Consider the following 17,699-nt stretch of genomic DNA (forward strand, 5'->3'; position numbering starts at 1 on the left):
CTACTTCGTGCGCATGATCTGGCCCGGCAGCGCGCGCGGATCGCGTGGCAGCCAGCGCCCGACCTCGACCTGGGCGATGAACTCGGCGAGCAGCGCGTTGAACGCCGCCGGCTCTTCCAGATTGAGCGTGTGGCCGGTCTTGGGGAAGACCGAGAGACCACAGGCCGGAATGGTCTTCTTCAGGAAGATGCCGGGCTGGAGGCAGTGATCGTCCTCGTCGCCGACGACGACCAGCGTCGGCACCATCATTGTCTTCAGGCCTTCTTCGAGATCGTAGAATGACGGCCGCCGCGCCTGAACACCGCGCATAGTGTTGGCAGCGCCGCGATCGGAATGGGTGGCGAGGAGATCGGCGAATTCCTGCCAGCCGCGCGGATCCTTGTTCTGGAACTGCACCCGGCTCCCACCGAGCGCGTAGATCTTCGCGAATTCCTTCGCACCCTGCTTCTCGAAATTGTCGGCGACCTCGAGCGAGACGCCGCGAAAATACTCCTCGAACTCCTTCTCGCAGCCATAACCGGCACCGGCCACGGTGAGCGACAAAGCGCGCTCCGGCGTGCGCAGGCCGAAATGCACCGTGCAGAAGCCCCCCATGGAAAGGCCGACGATGTGCGCCTTCTTGATCTTGAGCGCGTCGAGCACGGCGATTGCATCGTCAGCGGCAATCGCCTGCGAATAGGCCTCCACGCTGTCTGGCACATCCGACGGCGGATAGCCGCGCGCTGCGTAGGTGATGCAGCGGTGGCGCCGGCTGAAATAGCGCAGCTGCGGCTCCCAGCTTGCGTGATTGCCGCCGAACTCGTGGATAAAGAGGATCGGCGTGCCCTCGCCCGCCTCTTCGACATGCAGCTTCACGCCGTCCTTCGCTGTGATCATCGTCATCGGCATCGTCCCTAGAATTGCGGCGGCAGGTCGTTGAGCATGCGCGCCTGCGCGACCATCTCCGGCAGCAGTGTGCAGAGTTTTTCGACCCACATTTGCGGCACGGAGGTGCTGATCTTGACGAAGCGGTCGCCGAAGCGCTGCGTATGATACGTGCCCTGGCGGATCATGATGCCCTGCCGGCGATAGCACTCGACCAGCGCCTCGGGACGGATGCCCGCCGCGATGGTCTCCAGCACCAGAAAGTTTCCGTGCGAGGGCATGATCGGCAGCGCCAGCCCTTCGATCGTGGCCGCCGCCTCCTGGATCATCGCCTTGTTGGCGCGGTCGGTGCTGCGCACCTTCTTCATCCATTCGGCCTTGACGGAAAGCCCCGCCTGCGCCGCACGCTGGGCGATGACGCTGGCACCGAGCACGCTCGTGGAGGTCTGCGCCAGTTCCTCGAACAGATCAGGCGCGGCGACCAGAGCGCCGATGCGCAAGCCAGCGAGCCCGAGCCATTTCGAAAAGCTGGTCGAGACCACCGAGCCTTTCGGGGCGACATGGAGCGCCGGCGTGTGGCCGTCGGCAAAGTCGCGGTAGGTGCAGTCATGCACCAGCAGCGCACCGCAATCGCGCGCGATCGCGGCAAAGCTCTCGATCTCCTCGCGGGTGTAGCGGATGCCGAGGGGATTGTTGGGATCGACGAGATAGATGACCGCGGTACGCTCATCAACATTCGCCTTCAACGCCTCAGGCGTCAGGCGGTAGTTGCAGGCGGGATCGTAGATCGGAATCTCGATCACCTCGGAGCCCTGCTGGCGCGCGAACAGGCACGGCCACTTCCAGGTCGGATCGGTCGTCACCAGCGTGGTGCCGGGCTTGCAACGCGCACGGCAGATCATCGCCAGCGCGTTGACGCCCCCCTCGGTCACCAACGCTTCTGCGTCAGGCACACCGAGATCGGCGACGATCGCGGCGCGCAACGCCTCGAAGCCGAGCGGCGGGGCATAGGCATTGAACTCGCCCGCCTCGATCGAGCGTAGCATCGCCTCGCGCACGGCGGGATGGCTCTCGATGTGATTGGTGTTCTGGCCGAGCCAATAGAGCCCCGGCGTCGCCGAGAGCTCGTCGAAATAGCGGTTGCGGACCAGTGCCGTGGATTGAGGCTTCGACATCGATGCCTCAGATCACCGAGCCGCGCGCGGCAATGCCGCCGTCGATCGTCACGACCGTGCCGGTGATGTAGCCGGACCGCGGCGAAGACAGGAAGGCGACGAGATCGGCGACTTCTTCCGAGGTCGCGGGCCGCTTGCCCGGATATTTGTCGAACAGTTCCTCCCAGCGGCCTTCGTCACCAAGCATGTCGATCGCCTTGCGCTTCATGATCTTGAGCATGCGATCGGTTGCAACCGGTCCCGGATTGACCGCGACGACGCGGACGCCGTGATCGAGGCTGCGGCCGCCGAGCGCCTTGGTGAAGGACATCAGCGCCGCGTTGCCGGTGGAGCCTGCAATGTAGCTGGCGTCCCAGTTCTCACCGGAATTGCCGATGATGTTGATGATGACGCCGTCCTTGCCCTTCATGCGCGGATAATAGAGACGCGACAGCGTGATGTAGCCGAACACCTTGAGATCGAAGCCGCGGCGCCAGGCGGCGTCGTCGAGGATCTCCAGCGAACCGGCCGGGATGTCGCCGGCATTGTTGATGAGGATGTCGATGTCGCCGACTTCGGCCGCGAGCTTCTCCATCGCAGCCGTGCTCGACAGGTCGAGCGCGTGGATGGTGATCTTCACGCCAAAGCGGGCTTCCAGGTCGCGCTTGGCCTGGAGCATCGCTTCGCCGTTGCGGGCGGCGAGATGCAAATGACCCCCCTCCGCGGCGAAGAGCTCGGCCACCGCAAGTCCAATTCCTTTCGACGCGCCGGTGATCAGGGCGGTCTTGTTCGTCAGCTTCAGGTCCACTCCGGGTCTCCAGGATGCAAGCTAGATATACAAGGTCTAGCAATTTGCATACCAAGCGACATCAAGGGTCATTCGAAGGCGGCCAGGAAGTCCAGGAGGTTGTCGCCAAGCAGGTTGACGTGGTCGCGCATGGTGCTGTGCGCCCGCTCCGGATCATGGGCCAGGATCGCCTGCATGATCGCCTCGTGCTCGCGGACAGTGTCGGCGATCCGGTTCGGCATCCGCGTCACCCGGCGGCGATAGGCGGCCACCTGGTTACGCAGCTTGCGGGTCTGGTCGGCAAGGAAAGTGTTGCGCGAAGCCTCGTAGATCGCTTCGTGGAATTCCTGGTTGATGTCGTAGAAGACGTCGATGTCGCCGGTTTCGCCCGCCGCCACAAGCCGCTGGTGAATCTCGCCAATTTCAGTGCCCCAGGCCTGCGAGACGCGCCGGGCGGCGAGCCGCGCGCAGAGCCCCTCCAGCTCCGCCATGACCTGGAACATCTCGATCAGCGCTTGCGCCTTGATGCTGCGGACCGTTGCCCCCTGCCGGCCGCGCAGCTCGACCAGATTGTTAGCGGCCATCAGGCGGAACGCCTCCCGCACCGGCGTGCGCGAGACGCCGAAGCGCTGGGCGATCTCCTGTTCGTCGAGCCGGCTGCCCGGCTCGAGATGACCCGCCGCGATCGCGCCCTCGAGCTTCTGGCGCAGGTTCTCGGCGAGCGTCATGCCGGGGCTCGGCGCCAGGGACTCCTGCCCGTTTTTCGCGCGTCTGCCTCCGACCTGTGCACCAATATCCGCCATTATGTTTCTCCGATATCAATATAAGTATACAAAACGGCACCCATCCTCCAGCGAAACGTCTGATTTTCTCTCGGAAGCGCGCGGAACTCCGCCATATTCGCCTGTCGATCTCGCAAGTCTTATGCCGGATTTGCCCAGGAATCGCACTGGCACACGAGTTGCTAAGAGATTTCGACGCGGTCCGCTTTCGTATGCGAATGGCCGCCTCCATTATACAAGGACATCCCGGTGCAGGCTGCCCGCCTCCCCAATCCCGGACCGGCCACCGAAGCCCCGCAGGCCCACCCGAAGCCTGAGCCGCTGCTTGAACTGCGTGCGGTCAACAAGACCTTCGGCTCCGTCACGGCGCTTTCGGGACTTGAGGCGAGCGTCGCCTCCGGCGAGTTCGTCACCGTCGTCGGCCCAAGCGGCTGCGGCAAGAGCACCCTCTTCAACATCGTCGCTGGCCTCGAGGAACCGGACGCCGGCGGCATCCTGCGCTTCGAAGGCAAGAGCTGCCATTCGGCCGACCTGCTCGGCCGCGTCTCCTTTATGCCGCAGCGCGATTTGCTGTTCCCCTGGCGCAACGTGGTGGACAACGCCATCCTCGCGCTCGAGGTCGAAGGCATGCCGCGCGACCAAGCGCGCGCCAAGGCGCTGAGGATGTTGCCCGAGTTCGGGCTCGCCGGCTTCGAGAAGCAATATCCCAACCAATTGTCGGGCGGCATGCGCCAGCGCGTCGCCTTGATGCGCACCTTCCTGTTCGAGCGCGACCTGATGCTGCTGGACGAGCCGTTCGGCGCGCTCGACGCGCTGACGCGGGCGATGATGCAGCGCTGGCTGCTCGACGTCTGGCAGAAATACCGCCGCACCATTCTCTTCATCACCCACGACGTCGACGAGGCGATCTTCCTTGGCGACCGCGTGCTGGTCATGACCGCACGTCCTGGCTCGGTGAAGCTCGAACAGGTCGTCGATCTTCCCCGCCCGCGTCGACCCGAGATCGTCACCTCTCAGGAATTCGTGCGCCTCAAGCGCACGCTGCTCGATGCGATCGAGGAGGAAAGCATGAAATCGTTCCAATCCTCCATCGCGCAGGAGAAGACGCCGTGACCGCGATGTCAGCGAGAGAGGCCGCACCGCGCGGTATCGAACCGGCCGAATGGGATGCCCGGATCAAGCTCGCGGCCTGCTATCGCATGGTCGCCAAGCTCGGCATGGACGATTTGATCTATAACCACATCTCCCTGCGCGTGCCCGGCCACGACGACCAGTTCCTCATCAATCCCTACGGCCTGCTGTTCGACGAGATCACGGCGTCGAGCTTGGTGAAGATTGACACCAGGGGTAACAAGCTCGACGACACGCCGCAGGCGGTGAACGTCGCAGCCTTCGTCATCCATGCGGCGATTCACACCTCGAACCACGACGCGGCCTGCGTGCTGCACACCCATTCCGACGCGAGCGTCGCGGTTTCCGGACAGGAGAAGGGCCTGTTGCCGCTCAGCCAGTTCGCGATGCGCTTCTACGACCGCCAGGCCTTCCACGACTACGAAGGCGTCGCCATCGACCTCGACGAGCAGGTCCGCCTGGTGCGCGATCTCGGCCCGCACAAGGTGATGCTGATGCGCAACCACGGCATCCTCACCGTCGGCCGGACGCCGGGCGAGGCTTTCATGCTGCTTTATTATTTCGAGCGTGCCGCGCGGATCCAGCTCCAGATGCAGGCGGCGGCTGCTGCCGGCGCCAAGCTGGTAATGCCGCCGCACGAGGTCTGCCAGAAGGCCGCGCGTCAGTTCTGGGAATTGCAGGGCGACATCCTCGTGCCCGGCGAACGCGAATGGCCGGCGCTGATGCGCCAGCTCGACCGCACCGATCCATCCTATCGCAATTGATTTTCACCGCCTGGAGTATGACCATGTTGAGCCGACGCCACGCCATCTCCGTCCTCTCCGCCATCGCACTGGCGACCGGCTCGCTTGTCACGGCTGCGCCCGCAGCCGACTTGCAGAAGGCGAGCCTGCGGTTGAAATGGCTGCCGCAGGCGCAGTTCGCCGGCTTTTACGTCGCGGCGGCCAAGGGCTATTACAAGGCCGAGGGCATCGACCTCACCATCAATCCCGGCGGGCCCAACCTGCTGACCGAAAACCTTGTCGCGACCGGCGCCGATTCGTTCGGCCTGTCCGGCGGCACCGACAGCGTGTTCGCGGCGCGCGACAAGGGGCTGCCGATCGTCTGCATCGGCGTATCGCACCAGATCACCCCCTTCATCTTCGTCACCCGCAAGGACGGGCCGGTGAAGACGATTCAGGATTTCAAGGGCAAGACGGTCACCACCTGGTTCACCGGCGCCAACCATGTGCTCAACGGCATGCTGGCCAAGGAAGGCATCAAGCCGGATGAATTGAAGATCCAGCCGCAGCAGGTTTCGGTCACGCCGTTCGTCGACGGCAACGTCGACGTCATCACGGCGACCTATTACAACGAGTACTACAGCATCCAGTCGCGCATGCCGAAGGATAGCCTGAAGATCTTCGTCGCCGAGGACTACGGCATCACCTTCCCGCGCGACACGCTGATCGTGGCCGAAGCGACCGCCAAGGAGAAGCCGGAGCTGGTCAAGGCCTTCCTGCGGGCGTCGCTGATGGGCTGGAAGGACGCCTTCGCAGACCCCAAGGGCGCCGTCGATACCGTGATGGCCGCAGCCCCTACCCTCGATCGCGCGCAGCAGGAATTCATGCTCACCGAAGTGAAGCGCCTGATGACCGCTGGCACGGCGGCAAAGAACGGCATGTTCTGGATCGATGCCGATGCGGTGAAGACCGCTCACGACTTCTTCCTGAAATATGGCGTGATCTCCAAGCCGGTCGATCTCGCCGCCGCCTATGATGCAAGCTTCATCCAGAGCATCCCGGCGGCGGACCGGCTACCGTGAGCAGTCCTGCCGCCACATCGCTTGGTGATGGCCGCGCGGCTGCGCGGTCGATCGCAATGCCGGATTCGCTGCGCAAGCTGATCCGGCTGCTGGTCGGGCTCGCCATCGCGGCAATGATCTGGGAAGGCGCGGTGCTGCTGTTCGGCATCCGGCCCTATTACCTGCCGCGCCTCAGCACGATCCTGACGGCGATGGCGGCGACGCCGCGCGCCTATGTCGACGGTTTCCTGCGTACGCTCGCGGAGACGCTGATCGGCTTTGCCTCCGGCGGCGCGTTCGGCGTGCTCATGGGTGTCGCGTTTTTCCGCGTCCGCGCGCTGCGCGAGATGATCTTTCCGATTTTCGTGGTGTCGCAGACCATTCCGGTCATCGCCTTCGGCGCGCTGGTGGTGCTGTGGTTCGGCAACACACTGCTCGCCAAGGCGATCATCGCGTTCTACCTGACCTTCTTTCCGGTGACGGTGAACACGCTGCTGGGCCTCGAGACCGTCGATCCCAGGCAAGTCGACCTGATGCGCAGCTTCGGCGCCTCCAATCGCCAGCTCCTGCTTCGTTTACAGCTTCCGACAGCACTGCCGCAGATCTTCGTGGCGTTGCGCCTTGCCGCATCGCTGAGTCTCGTCGGCGCCATCGTCGGCGAATGGTTCGGCGACACCACGGGGCTCGGCGTGCTGCTGCTCCAGGCGATGTTCACCGAAAATGTCGTTGCGATCTGGGCTGCCCTGCTGGCTGCGGCCCTGCTCGGAACCGGGTTCTATGCGGTGGTCGCCGCGGTCGAGCGCCGGCTCGTGTTCTGGAACGCCGAGCAATGAGCCGCGCCCTTGCCTCACCCTCGCTCGCCGTCCAGCGCGGCATTCTGGGTGCCGTCCTCCTGGTCGCATGCTGGGAAGGCGCCGCGCGCGGACTGCATCTGCCGGCCTATGTTCTCCCCGCCGTCAGCGACATCCTCGCGGGCCTCTGGTCCAAGCGGGCAACGCTCATCGACGCCGCCGGCTACACCCTGCTCGAAGCGCTGGTCGGTTACGGGCTCGGCTGCCTGATCGGGATCGGCCTCGCCGTCGCCATCGCACTGGCACCGGCTCTGCGAACCGCGATCCTGCCGCTCGCAACGGCGATCAATTCGGTACCGGTGGTCGGCTATTCGCCGCTGATCCTGCTCTGGTTCGGCATCGGCGTCAGCTCGAAGATCGTGATGGTGGCGATGGCGGTGAGCTTCACCATCCTGCTCTCGATGCTGGCCGGGCTCGACCGGGTCGATCGTCGCGCCGTCGACCTCATGAAGAGCTTTGGCGCCAGTCGCTTCGGCGTGCTGTGGCGCCTGCGCCTGCCGACCGCGTTGCCGCTGCTGCTGGCCGGCATGCGCGTCTCCACGGTGCGCAGCGTGATTGTTGCGATCGTCACCGAAATGCTCGGCGCGCATGGCGGGCTCGGCTGGGTGATCTACCAGGCCGTGCTCCAGATCGACTTCGTCCAGGTCTGGGCGGCGATCTTCGTGGCGTCCGCCGCGAGCCTCGCCTTCTTCGGCCTGATCGGCTTCCTCGAACGCAAGATCCTGTTCTGGACATGACGCCATGAAACGACAGATGCATCTCGGCCTGTTCATCCTGGGCACCGGCAGTCATGTCGCGGGCTGGCGCTATCCCGGCGCGGTCGACAGCTTCCAGGACTTTGCCTCGATCCAGCAGATCGGCCGCACTGCCGAGCATGGCAAGTTCGACCTGATCTTCATGGGCGACAATCTCTATGCCGATGCGGCCGCCCATCCCTCCTACACGCTGCGGCTTGAGCCGCTGACCATGCTGGCCGCACTCGCGACCTCGACCAGCCACATCGGCCTCGGCGCGACCGTCTCCACCACCTACAGCGATCCATTCTCGGTCGCGCGCGTTTTTGCATCCCTCGATCACATCTCGAAAGGCCGCGCGGCGTGGAACGCGGTGACGACCGCCAATCCGGCAACGGCGGCGAATTTCGGCACCACCCATCCCGACCACGCTCGCCGCTACGAGATGGCCGGCGAGTTCCTGGACGTGGTCAAAGGCCTGTGGGACGGCTGGGCGGATGACGCCATTGTCGCCGACCGCACCAGCGGCGTCTACATTGATCCGGCGAAGCTGCGCGCGATCGACCATGACGGCGCGTTCTTCAAGGTGAAGGGCCCGCTCAACATCGGCCGCAGCCCGCAAGGCCGCCCCGTCGTGCTGCAAGCCGGCGGCTCCGAGGCCGGCCAGGCGCTTGCCGCGCGGACCGCCGATATCGTGTTCTCGGTGGTGCAGGACATCGAGGAAGCCAAGGCCGGCTATGCCTCGCTGAAGACGCGGCTGCCGGCGTTCGACCGCAGGCCGGAGGATGTCACGGTGCTGCCGGGCGTGATGCCCGTCGTCGGGCGCACCGACAAGGAGGCGTTCGAGAAGCTCAACGTGCTCCAGAGCTTTGTCAGCGGCAGCAACGCACTCGCCATCCTGTCCGACCGTTTCGGCCGGGACATGTCGGCCTACGATCTCGACGGACCGATCCCGGACATCTCGCCGTCCGACAGCTATCACAGCTTCGCCAGCGTCATGCTCGCCAAGGGCCGCCGCGAGAACATGACGCTGCGCGACCTCTACAATCTCACCGCCGCCGCCCGCGGCCATTGGGTGCTGTGCGGCTCCGCCGAGCGCATCGCCGACACGCTCCAGCTCTGGTTCGAGGAACACGCCGCCGACGGCTTCAATGTCATGCCGCCCTATTTCCACGAAGGGTTCGAGGATTTCGTCCAGCTCGTGGTTCCTCTTCTGCAGGAACGCGGTCTGTTCCGCGCTGAGTATGAAGGTACAACATTGCGCGATCACCTCGGCCTGCAGAGGCCCGGGAATGCGTTCTTCGAGCCCTAGAGTTCGATGCAGATCGCAGACCTGCCGCACCAAGGTTGCGTAGGATCCATTCCCGCGACCTACTTGCGCTTTCCTTTTGGGCCAGACGCGCAACTTCTGCGGAGTCATATCAATACAAGATATCGACCCACACTGGCCTTCAAAGGATTTTTCTTGATCTATCGGTGCACACGTCGTGCACACATCGGCTTCTAACCAATTGAAAAACTTGGGGTCTCGTTCCAATCCATCATGGGTGCCACGGAAAATTTCCAACGCAAGTCATTCATTTTATTGAACTATTTTATCTAGGATCGACCCCGTATGTGACTGGATCGACTGAGAAATTTGGCACGACGAGGCTTTCGCAGATTGCTCCTTCTAGGCTCATCCATGTCCGAATTGGAAGCGAAAATCTGGCCTTCGGATTCTCACCACGCACACGAAAACCCCATGTACACGTCACTCGCGCAGCGCTCGCCCTTTACGCGGGTCACATTGAAGGCGAATTCGCGCAAACCGGGTCGACATTTGGCCGGCACGTTTTGCGGGAGATCACAAGTGGGAAGAGGTGGTACGCAGCGCTCACGGCGATCTTGTGTTGGTGGCAGATGTCTACGAGTCGCGAGCTCTCCGAATTTCCACAACTGAGCTTTGCCGCGGTGCGATCTATGAAATGGCCCAACTCGGCAAATGCGACGAGCCACTAGCGTCAGAGCCATCGAGCGCGCTTGAAACGCAGGTAAAGCACACCGCACAATACGACGATAATGCCAACGACGACAAAGTAGCCGTATTGCGTCTTCAGCTCGGGCATGTTTTCAAAGTTCATGCCGTAAATTCCGGCAATCGCGGTCGGTACGGCCAGTATGGCGGCCCAGGCGGCCAACTGCCGCGTGATCACGCCCTGACGCTGCTGCTCCAACAGATTGCTCACCTCAAAAACCGAAGTCAGAACATCTCGCAGGGAGTTCACCATCGCTTCGACGCGCCGCACATGGTCCAGGACGTCTTGAAAATAAGGCCGAGCGTTGGCGTCAAGACACGGCGTCTCGAGGTGAACGAGCCGGCCGCAGACCTCCGTCATCGGGCCGATAATTCGCTGGAAGCGGATCAGTTCTTGGCGAAGCCCGAAGAGCCGCTTGACGTCCGCGCGGCTAAGAAAGCTGTCGAGAGCGCTTTGCTCCATGGTGAGAACGCGTTCCTCGATCGTCTCGACCACCGGAAGATAGCCGTCGACGATAAAGTCGAGGATGGCATGGAGAACGTAGTCGGGGCCATAGCCCAGCAGGCTGGGGGCTGCTTCGAGCTGGGCGCGGAGATTGCTATGCGCGCGCGCCGAGCCATGGCGAACCGTGATGATGAAATTCTTCCCGACGAAAATTGCGGTTTCACCATAGGCGATGCGGTCGTGCTCGAGATGGGCGGTGCGCGTCATCACGAACAGCTGGTCGCCATAAACGTCGACCTTCGGCAATTGGTTCGCTTTCAGCGCATCTTCAATCGCAAGAGGATGAAGCCCATAGTTCTTCTCGAGCTGTTCAAGCTCTCGTTCCGGAGGCTCGAATAACCCGATCCAGACAAACTCGGATTTGCCCTTGCAATCGATAGGCTCGTCCAATGAAACGGCTTTTGCCTTCTTGCCATGACGATACAAATGGGCTGCTACGACGCTCACAACGAGCTTCCTCCAAACCTGTCGAGCGGTGTGCACCACCCCGTTACCTTAAATCGCCTGCCTTCATTTTGTTGCAGGCTTGGAGCGCGGGATGGTTCGGATTCAATCTGACGGTCGGGCATCGCGTTTGACCCGCGCATGTTGACGGTCAAGCACCAAGGCTAGGATGCGCACGACGACGTCGATCTGCGCATCCGGTGAGGAAGGGCGTTCATCAGGGTCGAATGCGAGTCCAACCACGGCATTCCGGCCTTCGTCGGTCTCCACGGGCCAGAAATCAAAGCGGGAGGCCAGATTGGGATAGATGCCACTGCGTATGACAGTTCCAGTCGCCAGGGACGATCGTGCCGCCTCCAACTCGGCCTCCTGCGGCTCCACGTCTCCGACTCGCTCGAGGGAAACCACCCTGCCCTCCGTAACGAGCATCACGATGACGGGAACCTGGAAGAGCGTTGCCAGTGCCCGGGACGTAACCGAGACGATCGCCTTCGTATTGTCGGCCGCGACGACATCACGGCAATAGCCTTGCAGCAAGGTCGCGCGCCTTCTTGACAGCCTCGCTTCGGTCGCCCTCTGCCGGGAGGTGAAGGCAACTGCACTCACGATGACCCCGACCACGAACAGCAGTCCAATCGCCCAGATGTTCGCGGGGTCATCGACCGCCAATGAGTAGCGTGGCTCGGTCAGGAAGAAATTGAATGCCAGAGCACCTGATATCGCCGAACAGAGTGACGGACCGAGGCCGAGACTCACCCCTGCGATGATCACTGGAAGCACGAAAATAAGCGACAGGTTGGGGATAGTGACGCTGCTGTCAATACCGACAGCGACGACCGTCGCGGCGGCGGTCATGGCGATTGAAGCAACGTAGCGCGCCAGTTCCGATGCTACCGGACCCAGAAGGGGCTCGGCATCAGGCGCCGGCGCGATGTCCTGCGGCAGCTTCGATTCAACATCCGTCACCACTTGAACTCCCGCCTGGCAGGCGACACACGTCGGCCGAAAAGCAAGCCCGTCAGCGTGTGCTTGCGGCGCTGATAGCTAACCGAGCATACAACAACTCCATCCACATGTGAGCCGCATCAAAGGCAAATTCAACGTCGCGCGAAGCGCGCCGTCGCCCGGACTGTCAGGTATTTGATCTTCCGGCTGGCTGAGGCAGCGCCGCGGGTCAGCCATGAGCGCGCGATCATTCCTGTCGAGGACGCGAAGAGGTGATCGACCGCGTGGGGGGAGAGACAGACTCGGCCAGATATTTCGCACGCCATTTCGGCCCTGGGCCGCGCATGTAATGATTTTCCGGCCGGTATCTGGCGGACGGTCCGTACCAGGCCGGGAACAGGAACGTCATCAGCACCTCAAGGGCGCGATAAGTGAGGAGCATCAGCCTAGCGAACGATTCCCTTGCCATATTGCCCCCGAAGCCAGACGCCGCCGATACCCGCGTTCGCACTCTTGGTTCGCACTCTTGGGAGTGAGATCGCGGTCAATCCGGAATGAATTGGTTCGATCCTCGAGGGCAAACCGGCTGCGATGTGATCGCCGCCTAGGCACCCTGGCCTCCACGAACGGATATCGCATGGAAGCATGATGTGGGTGATCGGATAGGAAATCGAGATAGCCCGGCGTCCGCTCATATAGGCGCCGCATAGTGGGCACGACTGCCCGAGAACCGAAGTTCATCAGTCGCCGTCGCGAGCAACGGCAGACATTTGGCGGCCATGACGGTCGTCGCAATGCTGGCGAACGGTCGTCGGCCGGCGGTGCGCTAGTTCTTCTTCTTGGACGCCTTTGCCGCATCAGTGGCGCGGGCGCCACCCCAGGGATCGTACTTCTCGTCAGGCACCGGAATCCTGTCCAGCGCGGCCTTGTAAGCCTTCTCGTCGACCTTTGGCCGGCTTTCGACGGGCGGACCTGAGTTGCCGCGGCCTCGGCCAAAACCCTGTGCGTTGGCTACGAAAGTGGAGGCCAGCACGGCCGCGACGGCAACAACGAGAGCCGGGAGTGCGCGCCTTCCGCCGATCATGCTCATTCCTCCTGCGGCGCGAACGCCTATTGTCCGGATGGTGTGCGTACGCCGTGCCAAGCGTCGCGCACCTGGTGATAGTGGGCCTCCGGCAGATAATCCGGCGTATCGAGATTGAGCGTGCGGACATCCAGCCGGCCGACGGCGCTGAGCAGCGTGTAGGAAGCGATCACCCGGTCGCGCTGCGCCTGGATCTGACGCGAACGGGCCGCGGTGAGGTCCTGCTGGGCGTTGAGCACGTCGATCGTGGTGCGCTGGCCACCGGCCGCCTCGCGGCGGACGCCCTGCAATGCGACGTCTGCCGCCTTCGCCTCCGACTCGGCCGCTGTCAGTGCGACCTTGGTGCCCTCATTGGACACCCACGCGCCGACAACCGCCGTCCGCGACTGGCTCCTGACCTGCTCAAGCACCAGACGGCTTTGCGAGGCGAGTTCCTTGGCCTGGCGCGTCTGGGAGGCCGCGGTACCGCCGTCATAGATTGGTACGTTGATCTGGCCGAGGATCGAGGCCTGATTGGTCGCAAACGTGCTCAGCGTGGAATCCGAATCCTTGGAGCGGCTGGCGTTCGCCTGTACGGCAACCGTCGGGAGCAGACTGCCTTCTGCGACCTCGATCGTGGTCTGCGCGACGTCGACATCGTAGCCCGCACCGAGCACCGCCGGATGCTCGTGATTGGCGGTCTCGATCGATGCCGGCATCGTCACTGGCGATAACCGATCGACCGGCGTGGCCGGCGTCAACTGACCGGGCGGCCCGCCGATCACCTGGACGTAGGTCGCTTTGCTGATGGCAAGCGTCACCTCAGCGGCATTGAGATCGGCAAGGCCCCGACTGAGGCGCGCCTCGGCCTGGGCCGTATCGGTCGGCGTCACATCGCCCGCATCGAGACGCTTCTTCGTCGTCGCCTGGATCTCACGCAGCACTGCGACGTTGGTGCGCTGCGCCTCAACCAGGGCCTGATTGGCCAATACGTTCATATAGGCCGTGACGGCGTCGAGCAGCACGCCCTGCCCGGTGTTACGCAGCGCCTCGCGCCCCGACAGAACCTGATACTCGGCGACGCGCACGCTGTTGGCGGTCTTGAAGCCGTTGAACAGAACCTGGCTGACGGTCACGCCAATCGTCCACGGACGCAGCGTCGCGCCCTGGATCGTATTGTCGGGCAGCGTATTCCTGACCGCCTGCAAACCCGCGCTGAGGCTCGCGACCACCTGCGGCCGGTAGCCGGCGAGCGCCTGCGGCACGTTCTCGTCCGTGCCGCGCTGCCGGGCACGATCGGCGTTGAGCTGCGGGCTCGACTGATAGGCCCGGACCAACGCCTCGGACAGCGTTTCCGCGCGCGATGGCACGCAAACCGTCATCGCCGCCCCGGCAAGGAAAAGTACCAGTGTCCGGCCGGACGCTCGCACAGCCCCCCTGACGATCTTGTTACGCACGCCCCACCTCATTCTGCCGGCGCCAACTGAGGCTGCGCCGCCAGGCCCGGCCGGGTCCGCCGCGAGAACATCGAGATCAGTGCTGGCAGCGTGACCAGAATGACGATCGGCGCCAGCATCATTCCGGCGACAACCACGACCGCAAGCGGCTTCTGCACCTGCGAGCCGATGCCGCTGGAGAGCGCCGCGGGCAAGAGCCCAATGCCCGCGACCACGCAGGTCATCAGCACCGGACGAAGCTGAAGCTCGCCGGTGCGGAGGATCGCGGCACCGCGTTCCATACCCTCGTCGATCAGCGCGTTGTACTGGGACAGGATGATGATTCCGTCCATCACCGAGATGCCGAACAGTGCAATGAAGCCGATTGCCGCCGAGACGCTGAAGGGAATGCCGGTCACGAGCAGGCCCAGGATGCCGCCGAGCACGGCCATCGGGATCACACTCATGGTCAGGACGGTGTCGATGATCGAGCCGAAATTGAACCAGATCAGCATGGCGATCAGCGCGAGGCTGATCGGCACCACGATCGACAGCCGCCGGATCGCATCCTGTAAATTGCCGAATTCGCCGACCCATTCGAGATGCGAGCCCGCCGGCAATTGCACGTTGGCCGCGACCTTCTCCTGCGCCTCCTGGATGGCGCTGCCGAGATCGCGCTCGCGCACCGAGAATTTGATCGGCAGATAGCGTTCCTGCTGCTCACGATAGATATAGGCGGCGCCGGACAGGACCTTGACTGTCGCGACTTCGCTCAGCGGCACCTGCGTGACGCCGTTCGGCCCCTGCGCCCCAATTCGCAAATTCTGGATTGCCTCGGCGCTCTTTCGGAACTGTGGTGCAAGGCGGACGATGATCGGGAAATGCCGGTCGGAGCCCGGCTCGTAGAGGTCCCCGGCGCTGTCGCCACCGATCGCGGTCTTGATCGTCGCATTGATATCGCCCGGCGACAGCCCGTACCGCGCGGCGCGGGCACGGTCGACATCGATCTGGATGGTCGGTTGGCCGAGCGAGGTGAAGACCGCAAGGTCAGTGATCCCCTGAACGGTGGCGAGCTGCGCCTTGATCTTGTTTGCGGTGTCCGTCAACGCCTGGAGGTCACTGCCATACAGCTTGATCGAGTTTTCGCCCTTCACGCCCGACACGGCCTCCGAGACATTGTCCTGGAGATATTGCGAGAAGTTGAACTCGACGCCCGGAAACTTTTCCTGAAGCTGCCCCAGCAGCATGGCGGTCAGCGCGTCCTTGTCCTCGCCCTCAGGCCATTCCTTGGCGGGCTTGAGCGGCGCAAAGAATTCTGCGTTGAAGAAGCCGGCGGCGTCGGTACCGTCGTCTGGCCGGCCATGTTGCGATACCACCGACTCGACCTCTGGCCGGGCAGCGATCACCTTGCGCATCTGGTTGACGTAGGAGTTACCCTCCTGGAGCGAGATGGTCGGCGGCAAGGTTGCGCGGATCCAGAGATTGCCCTCCTCCAGCTTGGGCAGAAACTCGAGCCCGAGCAATCGCACGGCGACGACCGTGATCAGGACCAGGACGGCGCCGCCCGCCAGCACGACGCGGCGATGTGCGAGCGATCGCGCCAGCACTGGCATATAGAGCCGATGCACCCAACGCATCAGAAACGTCTCGGTCTCCTCGACATGGGCCGGAAGGATAATGGCGCTCAGCGCCGGCGTGACCGTGAAGGTTGCAAGCAGGCCGCCTGCAAGGGCATAAGCATAAGTCCGTGCCATCGGACCAAAAATATTGCCTTCGACGCCGCTCAAGGTGAACAGCGGCAAAAAGGCCGCGATTATGATGGCTGCGGCGAAGAAGATCGAGCGCGACACGTCGGAGCCAGCCGTCAGGATGGCATGATGCTTCATGTCCATGACGGTGCGCGACGAGATCGTCGCCCGCTCGCCCGGCGTCAGCCGCTCGGTATGCGACAGGCGCCGGAAGATCGCCTCCACCATGATCACGGTCGCATCCACGATCAGCCCGAAATCGATCGCCCCGACCGATAGCAGATTGGCGGATTCGCCTCGCAGCACGAGGATGGTGACCGCGAAAAACAATGCAAACGGAATCGTTGCGCCGACGATCATCGCGCTGCGCAGGTCCCCAAGGAAGATCCACTGCAACAGCACGATCAGGCCGATTCCGACCACCATGTTCTCCAGCACGGTGTGGGTCGTGGTCTGGATCAGGTCCTTGCGGTCATAGATGCGCTCGATGCGCACGCCAGGGGGCAGGATCGACGAATTGTTGATGCTGGCGACGAGCTCTTCGACGCGCGAAATGGTCGGCGAGCTCTGCTCTCCGCGGCGCATCAGGACGATGCCCTGAACGATGTCGTCGTCCTGATCCTGGCCGGCGATCCCGAGCCGCGGTTGCTCGCCGACGGTGACAGTCGCGACGTCGCGGACCAGCACCGGCGTGCCGCCATTGGAGGCCACCATCGTATTTTCGAGCGCGTGGATCGAACGGATCAGGCCGACGCCGCGAACAACGGCGGATTGCGGGCCGATATTGACGGTGTTGCCGCCAACGTTGACGTTGGCGTTGTTGATGGCCTGTTGAAGTTGCGGGAGCGTCAAGCCGTTCGCCACGAGCTTGTTGAAATCAGCCTCAACCTCGTAGGTTTTGGTCTTGCCACCCCAGCCAGTTACATCGATCACGCCCGGGACGGTGCGGAAACGCCGTTGCAGGACCCAATCCTGCAACGTCTTCAGATCGAGCACGGAGTAGTTGGGCGGCCCCACCAGCCGGTAGCGATAGATTTCTCCGATCGGACTCAGCGGCGAGATCTGCGGCTGCGCATTGTTCGGCAACGGCGGTAATTGCGAGAGGCGGTTCAGAACCTGCTGGAGGGCCTGCTCGTAGGTGTAGTCGAATGAGAACTGCAGCTTGACGTCGGACAAGCCGTACAACGAGATGGTCCGGATCACCTTCATGTTCTTGATGCCGGCAACCTGAGTCTCCAGCGGGATCGTGATGTAGCGCTCGATCTCCTCGGCCGACAGCCCCGGACTTTGCGTCACGATGTCGACCATCGGCGGCGTCGGATCGGGATACGCTTCGATGTTGAGCTGCTGAAACGCGATCAGGCCGCCGGCCAGCATGGCGGCGAACAGGCCGACCATGAGGAAGCGGCGACTGACTGCGAAGGCGACGAGACGTTCCATGTGAACCGGCTTGCC

Annotated in this window: 15 protein-coding genes; 6 read left to right on the forward strand and 9 right to left on the reverse strand. The window is 63.2% G+C overall.

The window, feature by feature from the left end; genetic code table 11:
- The 4 genes from AB7290_RS27790 to AB7290_RS27805 all read right to left on the reverse strand — a co-directional run bounded on the left by AB7290_RS27790 (position 1) and on the right by AB7290_RS27805 (position 3,608).
- Entirely contained in the window at positions 1-882 is an 882-nt protein-coding gene (locus AB7290_RS27790) for an alpha/beta fold hydrolase (RefSeq protein ID WP_063986483.1), read from the reverse strand.
- An 11-nt stretch (positions 883-893) separates the two neighbouring features.
- The gene (locus tag AB7290_RS27795; RefSeq protein ID WP_063984123.1) at positions 894-2,039 is read right to left on the reverse strand and encodes a pyridoxal phosphate-dependent aminotransferase; all 1,146 of its coding nucleotides are present in this window, start codon (positions 2,037-2,039) and stop codon (positions 894-896) included.
- A 7-nt stretch (positions 2,040-2,046) separates the two neighbouring features.
- A complete protein-coding gene (locus tag AB7290_RS27800; protein ID WP_085404136.1) occupies positions 2,047-2,826 on the reverse strand; it encodes an SDR family oxidoreductase in 780 nt (259 codons plus the stop codon).
- Between the two features lie 68 nt (positions 2,827-2,894).
- Positions 2,895-3,608, reverse strand: a complete 714-nt coding sequence (locus AB7290_RS27805; protein ID WP_063984125.1) for a GntR family transcriptional regulator — start codon at positions 3,606-3,608, stop codon at positions 2,895-2,897.
- A gap of 228 nt (positions 3,609-3,836) precedes the next feature.
- On the opposite strand from AB7290_RS27805, the gene AB7290_RS27810 reads away from it, so the two are divergent.
- Genes AB7290_RS27810 through AB7290_RS27835 form a run of 6 tightly spaced genes read left to right on the forward strand, consistent with a single transcriptional unit; the run spans position 3,837 to position 9,398 of the window.
- Positions 3,837-4,700: an ABC transporter ATP-binding protein gene (locus AB7290_RS27810; RefSeq protein ID WP_085404137.1), complete on the forward strand. Its 864-nt coding sequence runs from the start codon at positions 3,837-3,839 to the stop codon at positions 4,698-4,700.
- The gene (locus AB7290_RS27815) at positions 4,697-5,482 is read left to right on the forward strand and encodes a class II aldolase/adducin family protein (RefSeq protein WP_084795200.1); all 786 of its coding nucleotides are present in this window, start codon (positions 4,697-4,699) and stop codon (positions 5,480-5,482) included. The genes AB7290_RS27810 and AB7290_RS27815 overlap by 4 nt, the downstream gene beginning before the upstream one ends.
- 23 nt (positions 5,483-5,505) lie before the next feature.
- Positions 5,506-6,522 (forward strand): ABC transporter substrate-binding protein, encoded by a 1,017-nt coding sequence (locus tag AB7290_RS27820; RefSeq protein ID WP_063986486.1) that lies wholly within the window; start codon positions 5,506-5,508, stop codon positions 6,520-6,522.
- The gene (locus tag AB7290_RS27825; RefSeq protein ID WP_063984126.1) at positions 6,519-7,334 is read left to right on the forward strand and encodes an ABC transporter permease; all 816 of its coding nucleotides are present in this window, start codon (positions 6,519-6,521) and stop codon (positions 7,332-7,334) included. Before AB7290_RS27820 ends, AB7290_RS27825 begins: the two co-directional genes overlap by 4 nt.
- A complete protein-coding gene (locus tag AB7290_RS27830) occupies positions 7,331-8,089 on the forward strand; it encodes an ABC transporter permease (protein ID WP_063984127.1) in 759 nt (252 codons plus the stop codon). The genes AB7290_RS27825 and AB7290_RS27830 overlap by 4 nt, the downstream gene beginning before the upstream one ends.
- A gap of 4 nt (positions 8,090-8,093) precedes the next feature.
- Positions 8,094-9,398 carry an LLM class flavin-dependent oxidoreductase gene (locus AB7290_RS27835; RefSeq protein WP_085404138.1) on the forward strand — a complete coding sequence of 435 codons (1,305 nt, stop codon included), beginning with the start codon at positions 8,094-8,096 and terminating at the stop codon, positions 9,396-9,398.
- A gap of 691 nt (positions 9,399-10,089) precedes the next feature.
- On the opposite strand, the gene corA is transcribed toward AB7290_RS27835, so the two are convergent.
- The 5 genes from corA to AB7290_RS27860 form a co-directional block, all read right to left on the reverse strand.
- Positions 10,090-11,055 carry a magnesium/cobalt transporter CorA gene (gene corA, locus AB7290_RS27840; protein WP_085404139.1) on the reverse strand — a complete coding sequence of 322 codons (966 nt, stop codon included), beginning with the start codon at positions 11,053-11,055 and terminating at the stop codon, positions 10,090-10,092.
- A 102-nt stretch (positions 11,056-11,157) separates the two neighbouring features.
- Positions 11,158-12,018 (reverse strand): DUF4118 domain-containing protein, encoded by an 861-nt coding sequence (locus AB7290_RS27845; protein WP_245344232.1) that lies wholly within the window; start codon positions 12,016-12,018, stop codon positions 11,158-11,160.
- 805 nt (positions 12,019-12,823) lie between these two features.
- Positions 12,824-13,081, reverse strand: a complete 258-nt coding sequence (locus AB7290_RS27850) for a hypothetical protein (protein WP_085404141.1) — start codon at positions 13,079-13,081, stop codon at positions 12,824-12,826.
- A 26-nt stretch (positions 13,082-13,107) separates the two neighbouring features.
- A complete protein-coding gene (locus tag AB7290_RS27855; RefSeq protein WP_094184388.1) occupies positions 13,108-14,442 on the reverse strand; it encodes a TolC family outer membrane protein in 1,335 nt (444 codons plus the stop codon).
- 83 nt (positions 14,443-14,525) lie between these two features.
- Complete coding sequence (locus tag AB7290_RS27860; protein ID WP_085404143.1) at positions 14,526-17,684, reverse strand: efflux RND transporter permease subunit; 3,159 nt, start codon at positions 17,682-17,684, stop codon at positions 14,526-14,528.
- Positions 17,685-17,699: the final 15 nt, after the last annotated feature.

Origin of the sequence: Bradyrhizobium sp. 613_E4_N2_2 (genome assembly GCF_052075995.1) — a bacterium.
Lineage (GTDB): Bacteria > Pseudomonadota > Alphaproteobacteria > Rhizobiales > Xanthobacteraceae > Bradyrhizobium > Bradyrhizobium barranii.